Origin of the sequence: Nocardia ignorata NBRC 108230, assembly GCF_001612905.1 — a bacterium.
Classification (GTDB): domain Bacteria; phylum Actinomycetota; class Actinomycetes; order Mycobacteriales; family Mycobacteriaceae; genus Nocardia; species Nocardia ignorata.
In genome coordinates, this window is the sequence record NZ_BDBI01000024.1 from 1 (window position 1) to 16,793 (window position 16,793).

At 68.8% G+C, this 16,793-nt stretch carries 16 protein-coding genes; 13 read left to right on the plus strand and 3 right to left on the minus strand.

All coding sequences use genetic code 11. The features are described 5' to 3' along the window. From infB to NI2_RS19435, 6 genes are all read left to right on the plus strand, one after another. The coding region (infB, locus tag NI2_RS19410) for a translation initiation factor IF-2 (protein ID WP_067492963.1) at positions 1-2,502 on the plus strand (2,502 nt) is incomplete at its 5' end. Between the two features lie 89 nt (positions 2,503-2,591). Continuing rightward, the gene (locus NI2_RS19415) at positions 2,592-2,885 is read left to right on the plus strand and encodes a DUF503 domain-containing protein (RefSeq protein WP_067492601.1); all 294 of its coding nucleotides are present in this window, start codon (positions 2,592-2,594) and stop codon (positions 2,883-2,885) included. A gap of 54 nt (positions 2,886-2,939) precedes the next feature. Beyond that, positions 2,940-3,386, plus strand: a complete 447-nt coding sequence (gene rbfA / locus NI2_RS19420) for a 30S ribosome-binding factor RbfA (RefSeq protein WP_067492603.1) — start codon at positions 2,940-2,942, stop codon at positions 3,384-3,386. A 9-nt stretch (positions 3,387-3,395) separates the two neighbouring features. Beyond that, positions 3,396-4,394, plus strand: coding sequence for a DHH family phosphoesterase (locus tag NI2_RS19425; protein ID WP_067492605.1), 999 nt, complete (start codon positions 3,396-3,398; stop codon positions 4,392-4,394). A 203-nt stretch (positions 4,395-4,597) separates the two neighbouring features. Continuing rightward, entirely contained in the window at positions 4,598-5,926 is a 1,329-nt protein-coding gene (locus NI2_RS19430) for an MATE family efflux transporter (RefSeq protein WP_067492965.1), read from the plus strand. Positions 5,927-6,046: 120 nt separating this feature from the next. Next, the gene (locus tag NI2_RS19435; protein ID WP_067492607.1) at positions 6,047-7,201 is read left to right on the plus strand and encodes a lipase family protein; all 1,155 of its coding nucleotides are present in this window, start codon (positions 6,047-6,049) and stop codon (positions 7,199-7,201) included. A gap of 36 nt (positions 7,202-7,237) precedes the next feature. On the opposite strand, the gene NI2_RS19440 is transcribed toward NI2_RS19435, so the two are convergent. Continuing rightward, positions 7,238-8,101 carry a TerD family protein gene (locus tag NI2_RS19440; protein ID WP_166655715.1) on the minus strand — a complete coding sequence of 288 codons (864 nt, stop codon included), beginning with the start codon at positions 8,099-8,101 and terminating at the stop codon, positions 7,238-7,240. A 151-nt stretch (positions 8,102-8,252) separates the two neighbouring features. Between NI2_RS19440 and NI2_RS19445 the strand changes: the two genes are divergently transcribed. From NI2_RS19445 to truB, 3 genes are read left to right on the plus strand one after another with little or no spacing between them, the layout of a single operon-like run. Then, a complete protein-coding gene (locus NI2_RS19445; protein ID WP_133733794.1) occupies positions 8,253-9,209 on the plus strand; it encodes a metallophosphoesterase family protein in 957 nt (318 codons plus the stop codon). Between the two features lie 47 nt (positions 9,210-9,256). Beyond that, positions 9,257-9,928 carry a 4'-phosphopantetheinyl transferase Npt gene (npt, locus tag NI2_RS19450; protein ID WP_067492618.1) on the plus strand — a complete coding sequence of 224 codons (672 nt, stop codon included), beginning with the start codon at positions 9,257-9,259 and terminating at the stop codon, positions 9,926-9,928. Beyond that, the gene (gene truB, locus NI2_RS19455) at positions 9,928-10,854 is read left to right on the plus strand and encodes a tRNA pseudouridine(55) synthase TruB (protein ID WP_067492619.1); all 927 of its coding nucleotides are present in this window, start codon (positions 9,928-9,930) and stop codon (positions 10,852-10,854) included. Before npt ends, truB begins: the two co-directional genes overlap by 1 nt. 214 nt (positions 10,855-11,068) lie before the next feature. Here truB and NI2_RS35215 read toward each other — a convergent pair whose 3' ends face one another. After that, the gene (locus NI2_RS35215; protein ID WP_243749696.1) at positions 11,069-11,212 is read right to left on the minus strand and encodes a hypothetical protein; all 144 of its coding nucleotides are present in this window, start codon (positions 11,210-11,212) and stop codon (positions 11,069-11,071) included. Here NI2_RS35215 and NI2_RS19460 point away from each other — a divergent pair. Then, entirely contained in the window at positions 11,202-11,744 is a 543-nt protein-coding gene (locus NI2_RS19460; RefSeq protein WP_243749695.1) for a hypothetical protein, read from the plus strand. The two genes, NI2_RS35215 and NI2_RS19460, sit on opposite strands and share 11 nt — an antisense overlap. Here the strand turns inward: NI2_RS19460 and NI2_RS19465 are convergent, their stop codons facing one another. Further along, positions 11,745-12,473 (minus strand): metal-dependent transcriptional regulator, encoded by a 729-nt coding sequence (locus tag NI2_RS19465; RefSeq protein WP_067492623.1) that lies wholly within the window; start codon positions 12,471-12,473, stop codon positions 11,745-11,747. Positions 12,474-12,562: 89 nt separating this feature from the next. Here NI2_RS19465 and NI2_RS19470 point away from each other — a divergent pair, with 89 nt between their 5' ends. From NI2_RS19470 to NI2_RS19480, 3 genes are all read left to right on the plus strand, one after another. After that, positions 12,563-13,531: a bifunctional riboflavin kinase/FAD synthetase gene (locus NI2_RS19470; protein ID WP_067492625.1), complete on the plus strand. Its 969-nt coding sequence runs from the start codon at positions 12,563-12,565 to the stop codon at positions 13,529-13,531. 125 nt (positions 13,532-13,656) lie between these two features. After that, positions 13,657-13,926 (plus strand): 30S ribosomal protein S15, encoded by a 270-nt coding sequence (gene rpsO / locus NI2_RS19475; protein WP_067492627.1) that lies wholly within the window; start codon positions 13,657-13,659, stop codon positions 13,924-13,926. Positions 13,927-14,318: 392 nt separating this feature from the next. Next, positions 14,319-16,592 (plus strand): polyribonucleotide nucleotidyltransferase, encoded by a 2,274-nt coding sequence (locus NI2_RS19480; protein ID WP_067492628.1) that lies wholly within the window; start codon positions 14,319-14,321, stop codon positions 16,590-16,592. Positions 16,593-16,793: the final 201 nt, after the last annotated feature.

Below are 16,793 nucleotides of genomic sequence, written 5' to 3' on the forward strand. Positions count from 1 at the left end.
ACCCCCGCACCGGGTGCTCAGGCCCCGCGTCCGGCCGGTCCCGGCCCGAAGCCCGGCCCGAAGACCCCCCGGGTCGGCAACAACCCGTTCAGCTCCGCTCCCGATCGTGAGCGTCCGGCGCCGCGTCCCGCCCCGCAGGGCGGTCCTCGCCCGACGCCGGGTCAGGGCGGTCCCCGTCCGGCTCCCGGTCAGGGTGGCCCGCGTCCGGCTCCCGGTCAGGGCGGTCCCCGCCCCGGTCAGGGTCAGGGTCAGGGTGGCCCGCGTCCGGCCGCCGCGCAGGGCGGTGCCCCGCGACCCGGTGGTCCGCGCCCCAACCCGGGCTCGATGCCGCCGCGTCCGAACCCCGGCGCCATGCCCGCTCGTTCCGCACGTCCCGGCCCCGCGGCCGGTGGCCGTCCGGGTCGTCCCGGCGGCGCCCCCGGTGGCGGCGCAGGCCGTCCCGGTGGTGGCGGCGGTGGCGGCTACCGCGGTGGCGGTGGCGGTGCCCCCGGCGCTCCTGGTGCCGGTGCGCCCGCGGCCGGTGGTTTCCGTGGTCGCCCCGGTGGCGGCGGCGGTCGTCCCGGTGGTCCCGGTGGCCGTGGTGGTGCCGCAGGCGCCTTCGGTCGTCCCGGTGGCGCGGTGCGCCGTGGCCGCAAGTCGAAGCGGGCGAAGCGCGCCGAGTACGAGAACATGCAGGCTCCCGCCGTCGGCGGCGTGCGTCTGCCCCGTGGCAACGGCGAGATCATCCGTCTCGCCCGTGGCGCCTCGCTGTCGGACTTCGCCGAGAAGATCGACGCGAACCCGGCCGCACTCGTGCAGGCCTTGTTCAACCTCGGCGAGATGGTCACCGCGACCCAGTCGGTGAACGACGAGACCCTCGAGCTGCTCGGCAGCGAGATGAACTACGTCGTCCACGTGGTCAGCCCCGAGGACGAGGACCGCGAGCTCCTCTCCTCGTTCGACCTCACCTACGGCGAGGACGCGGGCACCGAGGAAGACCTCGAGCAGCGTCCGCCGGTGGTGACCGTGATGGGTCACGTCGACCACGGTAAGACCCGACTGCTGGACACGATCCGTAAGGCCAACGTCCGTGAGGGCGAGGCCGGTGGCATCACCCAGCACATCGGTGCCTACCAGGTGCTGACGAACCTGAACGAGGAAGAGCGCCTCATCACCTTCATCGACACCCCGGGTCACGAGGCGTTCACCGCCATGCGTGCCCGTGGTGCGAAGGCCACCGACATCGCGATCCTCGTGGTCGCGGCCGACGACGGCGTCATGCCGCAGACGGTGGAAGCGATCAACCACGCCCAGGCGGCCGACGTGCCGATCGTCGTGGCGGTCAACAAGATCGACAAGGAAGGCGCGAACCCGGACAAGATCCGGCAGCAGCTGACCGAATACGGCCTGGTGACCGAGGAATACGGTGGCGACACCATGTTCGTCGACATCTCGGCCAAGCAGGGCACCAACATCGACGCGCTGCTCGAAGCGGTGCTGCTGACCGCGGATGCCTCGCTCGACCTGCGGGCCAACCCGGACATGGACGCCCAGGGTGTCGCCATCGAGGCGCACCTCGACCGCGGCCGTGGCCCGGTGGCCACCGTGCTCATCCAGCGCGGCACGCTCCGTGTCGGCGACTCGATCGTGGCGGGCGACGCCTACGGTCGCGTGCGCCGCATGGTCGACGAGCACGGCGAGGACGTCCACGCGGCGCTCCCGTCGCGCCCGGTGCAGGTCATCGGTTTCACCTCGGTGCCCGGCGCCGGTGACAACCTGATCGTGGTCGAGGAAGACCGCATCGCCCGCCAGATCGCCGACCGCCGCAACGCACGCAAGCGCAACGCGCTGGCCGCACGCAGCCGCAAGCGGATCAGCCTGGAAGATCTGGATGCCGCCCTGAAGGAGACTTCGGAGCTCAACCTGATCCTCAAGGGCGACAACTCCGGTACCGTCGAGGCCCTCGAAGAGGCCCTGCTCGGTATCGAGATCGACGACGAGGTGCGCCTGCGCGTCATCGACCGCGGTGTCGGTGGCGTCACCGAGACCAACGTCAACCTGGCGTCGGCCTCGAACGCGATCATCATCGGCTTCAACGTCCGTGCGGAGGGCAAGGCCACCGAGCTGGCCAACCGCGAGGGCGTCGACATCCGGTACTACTCGGTGATCTACCAGGCCATCGACGAGATCGAGAAGGCCCTCAAGGGCATGCTCAAGCCGATCTACGAAGAGGTCGAGCTGGGCCGGGCGGAGATCCGCGCGATCTTCCGTTCGTCGAAGATCGGCAACATCGCCGGCTGCATGGTCACCAGCGGTTCGGTCAAGCGCAACGCCAAGGCGCGCCTGATCCGTGACGGCCGGGTGATCGCCGAGACGATGACCATCTCCTCGCTCAAGCGGGAGAAGGACGACGCCACCGAGGTGCGCGAGGGTTTCGAGTGCGGTATGACCGTGACCTACAGCGACATCAAGGACGGCGACATCATCGAGGCGTACGAGCTGCGCGAGAAGCCGCGCGACTGATATCGCACACCGTTCCACACGCCGCATCCGAATCCTCGGGTGCGGCGTGTGGTCATGCGTGCAAACCATCTACCAGGAGGTGAGCACCGCTGTACATCGGTGCGCTCGAATTCGATCTACTGCTCGGTGACGTGCATTCGCTCAAGGAGAAGCGGTCGGTGATCCGGCCGATCCTCGCCGAGCTGCAGAAACGCTTCGCCGTGAATGCCGCCGAGGCCGGTGATCAGGACCTGCACCGCCGTGCGCTGCTCGGGGTGGCCATGGTCAGTGCGGAAACGGGACATCTCAACGAGGTGCTCGACAAATGTGAGCGGCACGTTGCCGCGCGTCCGGAGATAGAGTTGCTGGCAGTACGCCGCCGGATCTTCGGACCCGAAGACTGACAGGCGCGGCCCGGGTGTCACAGCCCGGTGCCTGCCTATGAGAGGAGTGTCCCCATGGTGGATCAAGCCAGGGCTCGCCGACTCGCCAAGCGGATTTCCGCGATCGTGGCCACCGCGATCGAGTACGAGATCAAGGATCCGCGGCTGCGGTTCGTCACAGTCACCGACGCCAAGGTGACCGGCGATCTGCGCGAGGCGACGATTTACTACACGGTGATGGGCGAGACGCTCGACGCCGAGCCCGATTACGCGGCGGCCGCCGCAGGTCTCGACGCGGCCAAGGGGGTACTGCGGTCCAAGGTCGGCGCGGGGACGGGCGTGAAGTTCACCCCGATCCTGTCGTTCAGCCTGGACAAGGTGCCCGACGCGGCGCGCGAGATGGAAGAGCTGCTGGCCAGGGCTCGCGCCATCGACGACGAGGTGGCCAAGGTGGCCGCCAACGCCAAGCACGCCGGTGACGCCGACCCGTACAAGTCCGAACGCGACGACGAGGACGAGTAGGGCACCCGCGTGACCAGTGTCCGGGACGGGACCGAACTGGGTGCCGCCGTCGCGTTGCTGGCGGCCGCCCGTTCGGTGACCGTCCTGTGCCATGTGCAGCCCGATGCCGACACGGTCGGCAGCGGGCTGGCCTTGGCGCTGGCTCTCGACCGCCGCGGCGTGCCGGTGTGCGTGTCGTTCGCCGAACCGGCCGAGCTGCCCGCCTCGCTGCGTACCCTGCCCGGCGGGCAGCATCTCGTCGCGCCCGGGCAGGTTCCGCACGAGGTGGACCTGCTGGTGGTCGTCGACTGCGGTGCCCGCAGCCGCCTCGGTGCGCTCGCCGACCGATTATCCGGTGCGGCAACGACTCTGGTGATCGACCATCACCGCGCCAACGACGGTTTCGGCACGGTGGATCTGATCGATGAGACGGCGGCCTCGACCACCGAGCTGGTCACCCGGCTGCTCGACGCGTGGGGCGTGCCTATCGACGCCGCCATCGCGCACTGCCTGTTCGCGGGTCTGGTCACCGACACCGGTTCGTTCCGCTGGGCCAGGCCGGGCAGCCACGCGTTGGCCGAGCGGCTGCTCGCCACCGGCATCGACGGTTCCGAAATCACCCGGTCCCTGCTCGATACCCACCCCTTCACGTGGTTACCGATGCTGTCGAAGGTGTTGTCCTCGGCGGTGGTCGTGCCCGGTGCGGCGGGCGTCGGGCTGGTGTACGCACTGGTCCGGGCGGCCGACACGCACGAGGTGGGGCCCGAGGAAGTGGAGAGCGTCATCGACGTCATCCGCACGACCGCCGAGGCGGGGATCGCCGTCGTCTTCAAGGAGGCGCGCGGGCAGAACGACCGCTGGACGGTCTCGCTGCGTTCGCGCGACTCGGCCCCCGGTGTTTCCGACGGTGTCGACGTGGCGGCGATCGCGAGCCGGTTCGGCGGTGGGGGACATCGGTTCGCGGCCGGGTACACGACTTATGGGAGCGCCGAGTCCGTGGTGCGCGCGTTGGTGGACGAGCTCTCCTGACGCACTGGTGTTGTGGTCGACGGCGTCGAGGCTGTCGATTTCATGACGGGATCAGGCGGTCAGTCGCCGCGAGGGGCGGCCGGGGTGGCCACAGGCTCTCGGTGTCTCGCCGACTTGTCGGTGGTCTGTGCCAGTATCGGCGGATCGGATGCGGGTGGTGGGAGGTCGGTGTGGGGTCGACGGTGTCCAACGATGACGACGCGATGATCGAGAACGCCGGGCCCCGGCGGATTCTCGGCATCGCGGTGCCGACGCTCGGTGTGCTGGTCGCGGAACCCCTGTATCTGCTGTTCGATATCGCGGTGGTCGGGCGGCTCGGGGCGCTGGCGTTGGCCGGGCTCGCCGTCGGCGGGGTGATTCTGGGGACGGTGAGTACGCAGCTGACGTTCCTGTCCTACGGGACGACGGCGCGGGCGGCTCGGCGCAACGGTGCGGGCGACCGCGCGGGGGCGGTCGAAGAGGGTGTGCAGGCCAGTTGGGTCGGCCTCGGGATCGGCATCGTGATCCTCGCGGTGATCCAGCTGTTCGCGGGCCCACTGTGTTCGGTGCTCGCCGGCGGTGGGGAGATCGCCGACGAAGCCCTCACCTGGGTGCGGATCGCACTCTTCGGAGTGCCGTTGATCCTGCTGTCCATGGCGGGCAACGGGTGGATGCGTGGGGTGCAGGACGTTCGGCGTCCACTGTTGTATGTCGTTGCCGGGCTGGCTCTTTCGGCTGTGCTGTGTCCGGTTCTGGTGTACGGATTACTCGGCGCGCCACGGATGGAGCTGGCCGGATCGGCGGTGGCCAACCTCGTCGGCCAAACGGTGTCGGGTGCACTGTTCGGTTACGCCCTGCTGCGGGAACGGGTTTCGTTGCGACCACGCCCGTCGGTGATGCGCGCCCAACTGGTCCTCGGCCGCGACCTCATCGTGCGCAGTCTGTCGTTCCAGGTGTGTTTCGTCTCGGCCGCCGCCGTCGCGGCCCGCTTCGGCGCCGCATCGGTCGCCGCCCACCAACTGGTGCTGCAACTGTGGAATTTCCTCGCACTGACGCTGGATTCGCTGGCCATCGCCGCCCAGACCCTGGTCGGTGCGGCGCTCGGCGCGGGCAACGCCCGGGGTGCGAAGGGCATCGCCCGGCGCGTCACGACCTGGTCGGGGATATTCGGACTGTTCCTCGCCGGAATCTTCGCCGCCGCTGCCGGCGTACTGCCACTGCTGTTCACCGACGACGCGGCAGTACTCGACCGCACCCACGTGATCTGGTGGTTCTTCGTCGCCATGATCCCGGTCGCGGGCGTCGTCTTCGGTCTCGACGGTGTCCTCCTCGGTGCGGGCGACGCGGCCTTCCTGCGCACCGCCACCCTGGCGGCGGCCCTCGGCGGATTCCTGCCCCTGATCTGGTTGTCCCTGGTCTTCGACTGGGGCGTCGCGGGAATTTGGACCGGCTTGGTCGTCTTCATGCTCGCCCGGCTTCTCGCAGTCGTCGCCCGTGCCCGATCCGGACGCTGGGCCAAGGTCGGCGCCGAACTCCCACGCGAAGCCGCCTAGCTGTCCGATCAGTCGAGCCGGGTCGGGCGTTTCGAGCCGAATTCGGTTCGTCGGCGAAAATGTGGGTAGTGCCGGTTCGTCGCCGATGACCTACCGTCGGGTGGACGACTCGGATCGGACATGGAAGGCGAAACCGGAGTGCACGAGTGGATTTCGAAGGCCGGGCGGGTGATCCTCGCGATGGTCTTCGTGCTGGTCGCGGTGATAGTCGGACTGCCCGCGTCGGCACAGGCGGCGCCCGAGACACCGGGTCGGTTGGTGTCGCGCACCGCTCAGCCCGCCGGGTGGGGCGAATGGTCGCGGGCCTCGATCGTCGAATACAGCACCGAGGCGGTCACCGGCGGAAGCACGAATTCGGCAGGGCTGCTGCTGCTTCCGGACACCCCCGCCCCGGAAGGCGGATACCCGGTCGTCGCCTGGGACCACGGCACCAGTGGCCTCGCGCCGCACTGCGGGCTCACCACTTCCAAAGCGGCGCATGAGCATTCGCTGCTGCAGTCGTTCCTCGACCGTGGCTGGGCCGTGGTCGCTCCCGACTATCTCGGGCTGTCGGCCGGCGCGGACACCGTGCATCCCTACCTGCACACTCGCACCGAAGCGACCGCCACCATCGACCTGGTGCGCGCCGCCCAGGCGGCCGAGCCCGGCCTGTCGCGCGCATGGGCCGTGGTCGGTGGTTCCCAGGGCGGACATGCCGCGCTGGCCACCGGCAACCTCGCCGCCGATTACGCCCCCGAACTCGACTTCCGGGGAACCGTGGCCTTGGCACCGGAATCCCATTTCGAGGAGATCCTGTCCCGGCTGGGCCCCGGCGTCCCGAACCTCCCGGTCGTCGACCGGCTGGTCGGCCCGTTCGCGGGCATGCTCGCCGGGCTGCGCGCCGCCCGCCCGGACCTCGACGTGAACGGCGCGCTCACCGAGCGAGGCCGCCAGGTGGTCGACGCGATCTCGACCACCTGTGTGCGCGAGTTCGATCGTGCGGCGGGCACCGCCTCGCTCGGGTCGCTGCTGGCCCGGCCGATCACCGAGGGCGGCATCGGCGCGGCCCTGCGCGACTACATGGTGGTGCCGACCGTCGGTTACCGGCAGCCGATCCTCATCGCACACGGTGCCACCGACATGGTCGTCCCGCTGCCGATGACCCTCGCACTGCTGTCGCGCATGCGGGTGGCGGGTACCGACGTGGAGTTCGCCCAGTACCCGGGCGGCCACGAGGAGATCGTCGTGGAATCGCGTGACCGCGTGCTCGACTTCGTCGACGAATTACTGGCCTGACCTGGTCCCGCCGGGTGAACCGGCGGGCCGCGAGAGCTAGTCGGGGTCCTTCATCAGTGAGCCCACGGCGATGGCGCCTCCGACCAGCGCGAGCGGCACCAAGCAGAGGAAGCCGAATATGTCGCCTCGCTCGTTGATGTCTTCCTGTTCGTCACGGTTGTGGCGGGCCGAGTTGTTGGTGACGCAGATGTCGTCGGCGTCCATGACCTCGGTGCCGCAGCGGACGCCGGAATCGTCCTCGCTCAGGCCCATGAAGGCGATACCGCCGAAGAACACCATGATCGCGATACCGATGACGAAACCCATCACCCGCATCGCCGGAGTCGACCTCTCGGCGGCGGCCGATGCACGAGCGACCGGAACGGGCGGCATCGGTGGCGTCGGCTCGGCCTGCGGTGCGGGCGTCAACGGCTCCGCCTGGGGCGCCGGCGGCAGCTCTAGTCCTATGTCGCGCGCGAGACCGGTGATCCCGTCTGCGTAGCCGTCGCCGAGGTGGCGAAGTTTCCACCGGCCCTGATGACGATAGAGCTCCACCGTCCTGATCAGCGTCTCGGCCGTGAAGCCGCTGCTCACCGCGACGAACTCCTCGCCGTCGCCGCACACAACGCTGCGCACCTCGGTGCCCGCGAACCCTTGCCTGCCCGTGGCCGCGGCCACGACGACCCGCGCGATACCGGCGCCGACCAGGGCTGGATCGATTCGCACCGAACCCTCCGTGACCTCGACGGCGCCGTCAGCCGACGGGTCCGCGCCGGGAACCACCAGGTCGCGGCCGTCGCGCAGGCGACCGTTGGCGTCGAGACCTACCGCGAGCACGCGCGGTGGCGGGCCGTCGACCACACCGACCCGGACCTCGACACGCCCGCCGGACAGCACACAGTTGCCCCCTTTTGCCAACAACACCAGATCCCCCGAAGCTCTTGTGGCACAACGCCATGTGCGAAAAGCCTAACCGTTGCACGCGGCGTCGGCAGGCTGTGTTCCGAAGAACCCGGACGCCCGTGACCGACGGGGATGGGCCGGTCGAGGGCCGATGTGTCACTGTGGACAGGTGAATCCGAAGTTGTGGGCGGTCAGCGATGTGCACGTGGGGCACCAGGGCAACAAGCCGATCGTCGAGCAGATCCGGCCCGACTCGCCGGAGGACTGGCTGATCGTAGCCGGTGACGTGGGGGAGAAGGCCGAGGAGGTGCGGTGGGCGCTCGAGTTGCTGCGCGCCCGCTTCGCCAAGGTGATCTGGGTGCCGGGCAACCACGAACTGTGGACCACGCCCAAGGACCCGGTGCAGATGCACGGCGCCGCCCGCTACGACTACCTGGTGGCGATGTGCCGTGACCTCGATGTCCTCACCCCGGAGGATCCGTTCCCGGTGTGGAACGGGCCGGGTGCGGAGAAGTTCGGCGGCAGCGTCACGCTCGCCCCGATGTTCCTGCTCTACGACTACTCGTGGCGGCCCGCCGGAACCGGCACCAAGGCCGAGGCGCTCGCGGTGGCACGGGAACGCAACGTGGTCGCCACCGACGAATTCCTGCTCCACCCGGACCCGTACCTCACCCGCGACGCCTGGTGCCACGCCCGCGTGCAGTACACCCAGCGCCGCCTCGACGCCCTGGCGCCGGACACCCCGCTGGTGATGATCAACCACTTCCCGCTGGTCCGCCAGCCCACCGACATCCTCTTCTACCCCGAGTTCTCCCTGTGGTGCGGCACCGACCTCACCGCCGACTGGCACACCAGCTACAACGTGGTCTGCTCGGTGTACGGACACCTCCACATCCCGCGCACCACTCATTACGACGGTGTCCGCTTCGAAGAGGTGTCGCTCGGCTACCCGCGCGAATGGAAGCGCCGCGGGATGCCCGACCCCCTGCTGCGCCAGATCCTGCCCGAACCGGTCTACGCCGAAGGCGACCTCAACGCCTGGGGCGGCCACTTCGCCGTCACCCCGGAGATGGAAGCGGCAGCCGAGGAGATGCGCGCGAAGGCGGATCGGCGTCGAGGCATCTGAACCGGGCCGGGCGGTCCTCCATCACGCACCGATTAGGCTGTTCTCCGATGATCGAGAACATACTGCCGTCCGGCGTGGCTACTTCTGAACTGCTGACGTATCCGGAGGACCTGAATGCGCATCCTGCCGAAGAGCACCTCATCGCGAAGTCGGTGGAGAAGCGCCGTCGCGATTTCATCGGTGCCCGGCACTGCGCACGAGTGGCGCTCGAGGAACTCGGTGAGCCGCCGGTGGCGATCGGCAAGGGTGAGCGCGGTATGCCGCTGTTCCCGCGCGGCGTCGTCGGCAGCCTCACCCATTGCGACGGGTACCGTGCCGCCGCGCTCGCGCATGCGCTGCGGTTCCGTTCGGTCGGTATCGACGCCGAGCCGCACGGTCCGCTTCCCGAGGGCGTGCTCGATTCGGTGAGCCTGCCCGCCGAACGCGAGTGGCTCGCGGGCACACCCGATGACGGGCTGCACCTGGACCGGTTGCTGTTCTGCGCCAAGGAGGCGACCTACAAGGCTTGGTTCCCGCTGACCCTGCGCTGGCTCGGTTTCGAGGACGCCCACATCACCTTCGAGATCGATTCCCGCACAGCCGATTCCGCCACCGGGACGTTCCACACCAGGCTGCTCGTCCCTGGTCTCACCACCGACGGCGGAATCCCGCTGACCACGTTCGACGGACGTTGGATGATCGCCGACGGGCTGATCCTGACCGCGATCGCGCACGGCTGATGGCGGCGCGTACTCCGGCCGTCGACCCGCTCGGCGGGTTGGTGATCGTGGACAAGGACGGCGGCTGGACCAGTCACGACGTGGTGGCGCGCAGCCGGAAACTGTTGCGCACCAAGAAGGTCGGCCATGCGGGCACCCTGGACCCGATGGCGACCGGGGTGCTGGTGCTCGGCGTCGAGCGGGCGACGAAACTGCTCGGTCAGCTGATCCTCACCTCCAAGGCGTACACCGCGACGATCCGCCTCGGTCGGTCGACGATCACCGACGACGCCGAAGGCGAGGTGGTCGCGACGACGTCCGCACTGCACGTCACCGACGCCGACATCGCCGCGGGGGTCGCCGCGCTCACCGGCGACATCCAGCAGGTGCCGGCGACCGTCAGCGCCATCAAGATCGACGGCGAACGCGCCTACGCACGGGCCCGGGCAGGCGAAGACGTGCAATTGGCCGCCCGCCCGGTGACCGTCTCCCGCTTCGACGTCCTCGCCCGTCGCGAATCCGGTGACTTCGTCGACCTCGACGTGGAGGTCGACTGCTCCTCGGGCACCTACATCCGCGCCCTCGCCCGCGACCTCGGCGCCGCCCTCGGCGTCGGCGGCCACCTCACCGCGCTGCGCCGCACCAGGGTCGGCCCCTTCACCCTCGAACACGCCCGCACCCTGGACGAACTGGCCGCCGCGGCCGAAGCCGAGCAACCGCTGCTCAGCCTCGATATCGACACCGCCGTCCGCACCGCCTTCCCGCACCGCGACATCGACGAAGCCCAGGCGAACGACCTGCGCAACGGCCGCTGGCTCGACCCCGTCGGCATCAAGGGCGTCTACGCGGCCATCGACCCCACCGGCCGGGCCATCGCCCTCCTCGAGGAGAGCGGCAAACGCGCCGCCTCGGTCATGGTCGTCCGTCCCCAGGGCATAGGTGGCTGACTCACGGCTGTCATGGCCTCTGGACGAGGGCTAACGGGTCGACGACCTCGCTCGATAGCCTCGGTATATAGCCGACGGCGTCGTAGAGGTGGACCATGGGTGCGGTACGGAAAGCCTTGATCGGCGTTGTCGCAGGGGCGGTGGTCCTGCTTGCCGGATGTGCGTCCGACGAGCCTCGGGTGGTGAACCCTTCGCGCGTGCCGTCCACTCTGGCTCAGCCTCCGGTGGCGACGCCGCCCGATGCGGCGATCACTGTGGGTCCGGTCGAGGCGACCACGGGAGGGCCTGCCACGCGTACGACGGCGGCTCGGCCGAGTCCGCCGCCGACACCGGCGACGGGAACCATCGTGCTGCGCACCGAAACAGTGTCGGGTGTCGCGGTTGCTGATGTGCCGGTGCACCTTTCGCGCCAGGAACCGTGTGACCCGGCAGCCCACGACATCCCGGTAGGCGAGACCACCGAGACCCAGCGGCTCGACGCCGTGACCGACAGTGACGGCCGCGCCGTCTTCACCGTGCCCGTCGGCTGCTACTACTTCGGCATGACCGCCCCCGCCGGGACGAATCCCGTTCCGGAAGGCATGCATTCGGCCTTCCTCACCACCGCCGGATCAACTGTCGGCGGCCTGCTGCGCTTCCAGGACACCGCGGGCCCCTGCCACCCCGACGGCATCTCCGCCGACCTCGGCATGCTCGACAACGCCGCCGTCGTCGACTGCGACGGAACCTGGGCCGTCATCCGCTTCGCCACCCCCGGCGACAACCAGCGCATCATCCGCCGCGTCGACGGCAGCTGGACCACCTATGTCCTGTTCCCCCACGAAACCTGCTGGGCCACCGCCGAATCCGACGGCGTACCGGCCCGGCTACGCCCCTACTTCACCTGCTGATCAGGCGGTCAGCCAGATGGCTTCGGCCGCGAGGGTGCCCAGTTCGGTGGGGGAGGCGGCGGTGGCGATGCGGACGGCGATGGTGCCGGCGAAATCGCGGCGTTCGGCTACCTCGATGGGGGTGTCGAGGGCGATGCCGACGGAGTCGAAGTAGCGCAGCATCTCGGGGTCGGAGTCGGAGATGCGGGCGACGCGGCCGGATTCGCCCGCGGCGAAGTCGCTGAGACGGCGGGCCGGGGGTGTGGGGACGGCGCCGTCGACCGAGGGGATGGGGTCGCCGTGCGGATCACGGTCGGGGTGGCCGAGTTTCGCGTCGATGCGCGACACCAGCAGTTCCGACACCGCGTGCTCGAGGACCTCGGCCTCGTCGTGCACCTCGTCCCAGCCGTAGCCGAGTTCGTTCACCAGGAAGGTCTCGATGAGGCGGTGGCGGCGCACCATGGCCACGGCGGCGCGACGGCCGTGGTCGGTCAACGTGATCGCGCCGTAGCGGGCGTGCTCGACCAGGCCCTGGTCGGCGAGCTTGCGCACGGCCTCCGACACGGTCGAGGCCGACACGCCGATGCGCTCGGCGAGCAGCTTGGTGGACACCTTCTCCTGCGACCACTCCTGCGCGGTCCAGATGACCTTCAGATAGTCCTGTGCCACCGCCGACAGCTCCGGCGCGATCGTAGCGGTGACCTCGAGTCCGGCCTCTCGTTTACCTGGCACGTTGTCAATGTTAGGCATCCCTGGCCCGAATCACACATCGGCGAACCGGCCACGATCGCATCACACCGGAATTCTGTTCGCGCACCGCTTTGCGTAGGCTTCGCTCTGTGCAGAGATGGCGAAGTCTCGACGACGTGCCCGCGGACTGGGGACGTTGCGTCCTCACGATCGGCGTGTTCGACGGGGTACATCGTGGACACGCGCAGCTCATCAGCCGTGCGGTGGCCGCGGCGAAAAAGCGTGGCGTGCCCGCGGTCCTGATGACGTTCGACCCGCACCCGATGGAAGTGGTGCGCCCCGGTTCGCATCCGGCCCAGCTCACCACCCTCACCCGGCGGGCCGAACTGGCGGAGGAACTCGGCATCGACGTGTTCTGCGTGATGCCGTTCACCCAGGAATTCATGAAGCTCACCCCCGCCGGTTACGTGCACGACCTGCTCGTGGAGCGGTTGCACGTCACCGAGGTCGTGGTCGGCGACAACTTCACCTTCGGCAAGAAGGCCGCGGGAACCGTCGACACCATGCGTGAGCTCGGTGCGCGTTTCGGTTTCGAGGTCGACGGGGTGACCCTGCTCGGTGAGCACGCCGTCACCTTCTCCTCCACCTACATCCGCGCCTGCGTCGACGCGGGCGACATGGCCGCGGCCGCCGAGGCGCTCGGCCGCCCGCACCGCGTGGAGGGCGTGGTCGTGCACGGCGACGGTCGTGGACGTGGACTCGGTTTCCCGACCGCCAACGTCGCCCCGCCGATGCACGCCGCGATCCCCGCCGACGGCGTGTACGCGGGCTGGTTCACCGTGCTCGGCGCCGGTCCGACGATCGGCACGGTCGAGGCGGGTGAGCGGGCGATGGCGGCGATCTCGGTGGGCACCAACCCCACCTTCTCCGGGCGCTCGCGCACGGTCGAGGCCTATGTCCTCGACGGTGAGGCCGATCTGTACGGCCAGCACGTGGCGGTCGACTTCGTCGAACAGTTGCGCGGGATGCGCAAGTTCGAGTCCGTCGACGAGCTGGTCGAGGCCATGGGCCGCGACGTCGAGGCCGCCCGCAAGGTGCTCACCGCCGCCGAGGTCTGAGGCGGATTCAACCGCTCACCAGCGGCGGTGTAAGGTGGCTCCTCGGGTTTGCTGCGGTCCGCGGTGGCGCCCATCCCGGGTGACCGGACATTCGAGCGCGGAACTGAAAATAGGAGTCGAGCCACATGGCGCTGACCACTGAGCAGAAGTCGGCCATCCTGGCCGAATACGGCCTGCACGAGAAGGACACCGGTTCGCCGGAGGCGCAGATCGCGCTGCTGTCGAAGCGGATCTCGGACCTGACCGAGCACCTCAAGCAGCACAAGCACGATCACCACACCCGCCACGGCCTGCTGGCCCTGATCGGTCGTCGTCGTCGCCTGTCGAAGTACCTGCAGGCCAAGGACATCAACCGCTACCGTTCGCTCATCGAGCGTCTCGGCCTGCGCCGCTGATCTGCTACGACACGCCTCCACACTGAGGCGGTCGGCGAGTAGCCAACAGGAAGAAGTACACTTCTTTCTGTTGGCTATTCGTGTATTCGGAGACCATGGGGTTTCCGGGTGCACTACAACATGTGACAGCCGTGTGCATCCGTCCACGTGGCGTCGGTCTTCGGTAGTGGCCTTTCGGCAGGCGATGTTCTACCGCCGTCGGGCTTCGATCGATGACCGCCACCGCGTCGCCGCTTCCAAGGGGATACGGCCGGGTGCTGCGCGTGACAGCCAGGAGGGTTGTCGCGTGTCCGTGTCCGGTACGGCTGACGAAAAGCTGGTTCGCGCCCATCAGGCGAGTACGCCTGGCATCGGCCGCGCGAATCGGCGAGACGAGAGGTCGAGAGAGAAATATGACGCAGACAACTGAACGTGCATCGACTGCGGTCGAGGTAGAGCCCGGTGTATTCGAATCGGTCGCGCTGATCGACAACGGTAGCTTCGGCACCCGCACCATCCGCTTCGAGACCGGCCGTCTGGCCAAGCAGGCCGCCGGCTCCGTCGTCGCCTACCTGGACGACGAGACCATGCTGCTGTCGGCGACCACCGCCGGTAAGCACCCCAAGGACCAGTTCGACTTCTTCCCGCTGACGGTGGACGTCGAAGAGCGCATGTACGCCGCGGGCCGCATCCCCGGCTCGTTCTTCCGTCGCGAGGGCCGTCCCTCCACCGACGCGATCCTGACCTGCCGCCTGATCGACCGTCCGCTGCGCCCGACCTTCATCGACGGTCTGCGCAACGAGATCCAGGTCGTGGTCACCGTGCTGAGCCTTGACCCTCAGGATCTGTACGACGTGCTGGCCATCAACGGCGCCTCGGCGTCCACCCAGCTGTCGGGCATCCCGTTCTCGGGTCCGATCGGTGGCGTGCGCGTGGCCCTGATCAGCGGCCAGTGGGTGGCGTTCCCGACCGTCGAGCAGCTCGAGGGCGCCGTGTTCGACATGGTCGTCGCGGGCCGCGTCACCGAGACCGGTGATGTCGCCATCATGATGGTCGAGGCCGAGGCCACCGACAAGGTGATCGACCTGATCGCCGACGGTGCGCAGGCGCCGACCGAGGCCGTGGTCGCCGAGGGTCTGGAAGCCGCCAAGCCGTTCATCGCGCGCCTGGTCCGTGCCCAGGCCGACCTGGCCGCGCTGGCCGCCAAGCCCACCCAGGAGTTCCCGCTCTTCCCGCCGTACGGCCCCGATGTGTTCGAGGCTGTCGAGGGCACTTCGAAGGTCGAGCTGAACCAGGCGCTGAGCATCGCCGACAAGCAGGCCCGCGAAGCCAAGATCGATGAGATCAAGGTCGAGGTGCTGTCGCGTCTCGGTGAGGACTTCGCCGGTCGCGAGAAGGAGCTGGGTGCCGCGTTCCGCTCGGTCACCAAGAAGCTGGTCCGCCAGCGCATCCTGACCGACGGCTTCCGCATCGACGGTCGCGGTCTGGCCGACATCCGTGAGCTGTCCGCCGAGGTCGACGTGATCCCGCGCGCCCACGGTTCGGCGCTGTTCGAGCGTGGCGAGACCCAGATCATGGGCGTCACCACCCTCGACATGGTGAAGATGGCTCAGCAGGTCGACTCGCTCGGCCCGGAGACCTCCAAGCGCTACATGCACCACTACAACTTCCCGCCGTTCTCCACCGGTGAGACCGGTCGCGTCGGTTCGCCGAAGCGTCGCGAGATCGGCCACGGCGCCCTGGCCGAGCGCGCGCTGATGCCGGTGCTGCCCTCGCAGGAGGAATTCCCCTACGCCATCCGTCAGGTCTCGGAGGCGCTGGGCTCCAACGGCTCCACCTCGATGGGTTCGGTGTGCGCCTCGACCCTGTCGCTGCTCAACGCCGGTGTGCCGCTGAAAGCGCCGGTCGCGGGTATCGCCATGGGCCTGGTGTCGGACACCATCACCAACGACCAGGGTGTCGACGAGGTCCGCTACGTGGCCCTCACCGACATCCTCGGCGCCGAGGACGCCTTCGGCGACATGGACTTCAAGGTCGCCGGTACCCGTGACTTCGTCACCGCCCTGCAGCTCGACACCAAGCTCGACGGCATCCCCTCGCAGGTGCTGGCCGGTGCGCTGAACCAGGCGCACGACGCCCGCACCACCATCCTGGACGTGATGGCCGAGGCCATCGCCACCCCGGACGAGATGAGCCCGTACGCCCCGCGCGTCACTGCGATCAAGATCCCGGTCGACAAGATCGGTGAGGTCATCGGCCCCAAGGGCAAGATGATCAACCAGATCACCGAGGAAACCGGCGCCAACATCTCCATCGAGGATGACGGCACCGTGTTCGTCGGTGCGACCGACGGGCCGTCGGCCCAGGCCGCGATCGACATGATCAACGCCATCGCCAACCCGCAGCTGCCCAAGGTGGGCGAGCGCTTCCTGGGCACGGTCGTCAAGACCACCGCCTTCGGCGCGTTCGTCTCGCTGTTGCCGGGCCGCGACGGTCTGGTGCACATCTCCAAGCTGGGCAACGGCAAGCGCGTGGCCAAGGTCGAGGACGTGGTCAACGTCGGCGACAAGCTGCGCGTGGAGATCGCCGATATCGACAATCGCGGCAAGATCTCGCTGGTCCCGGTCGAGGACGAGGCCGCCGCGCCCGCCGAGCCGGCCGACACCGAGGACTCCGCCGCCGAGTAACTCCACTCACCGCGTAAGCCCCCCGCCGAGCACGATGGCGGGGGGCTTCGTCGTGTTCGGGGGGTAGTGGCGCGAATCACTCGGATGCAACGGTGATGCAACGTTGGCTCACCTAGTGTGTCCTGACACAGTACGAATCTGTGGCGGCAGCAGTGACGTAGCCCGTGGGTACACCGGGCGGTCGGCAGCCGGTTCGGCGTG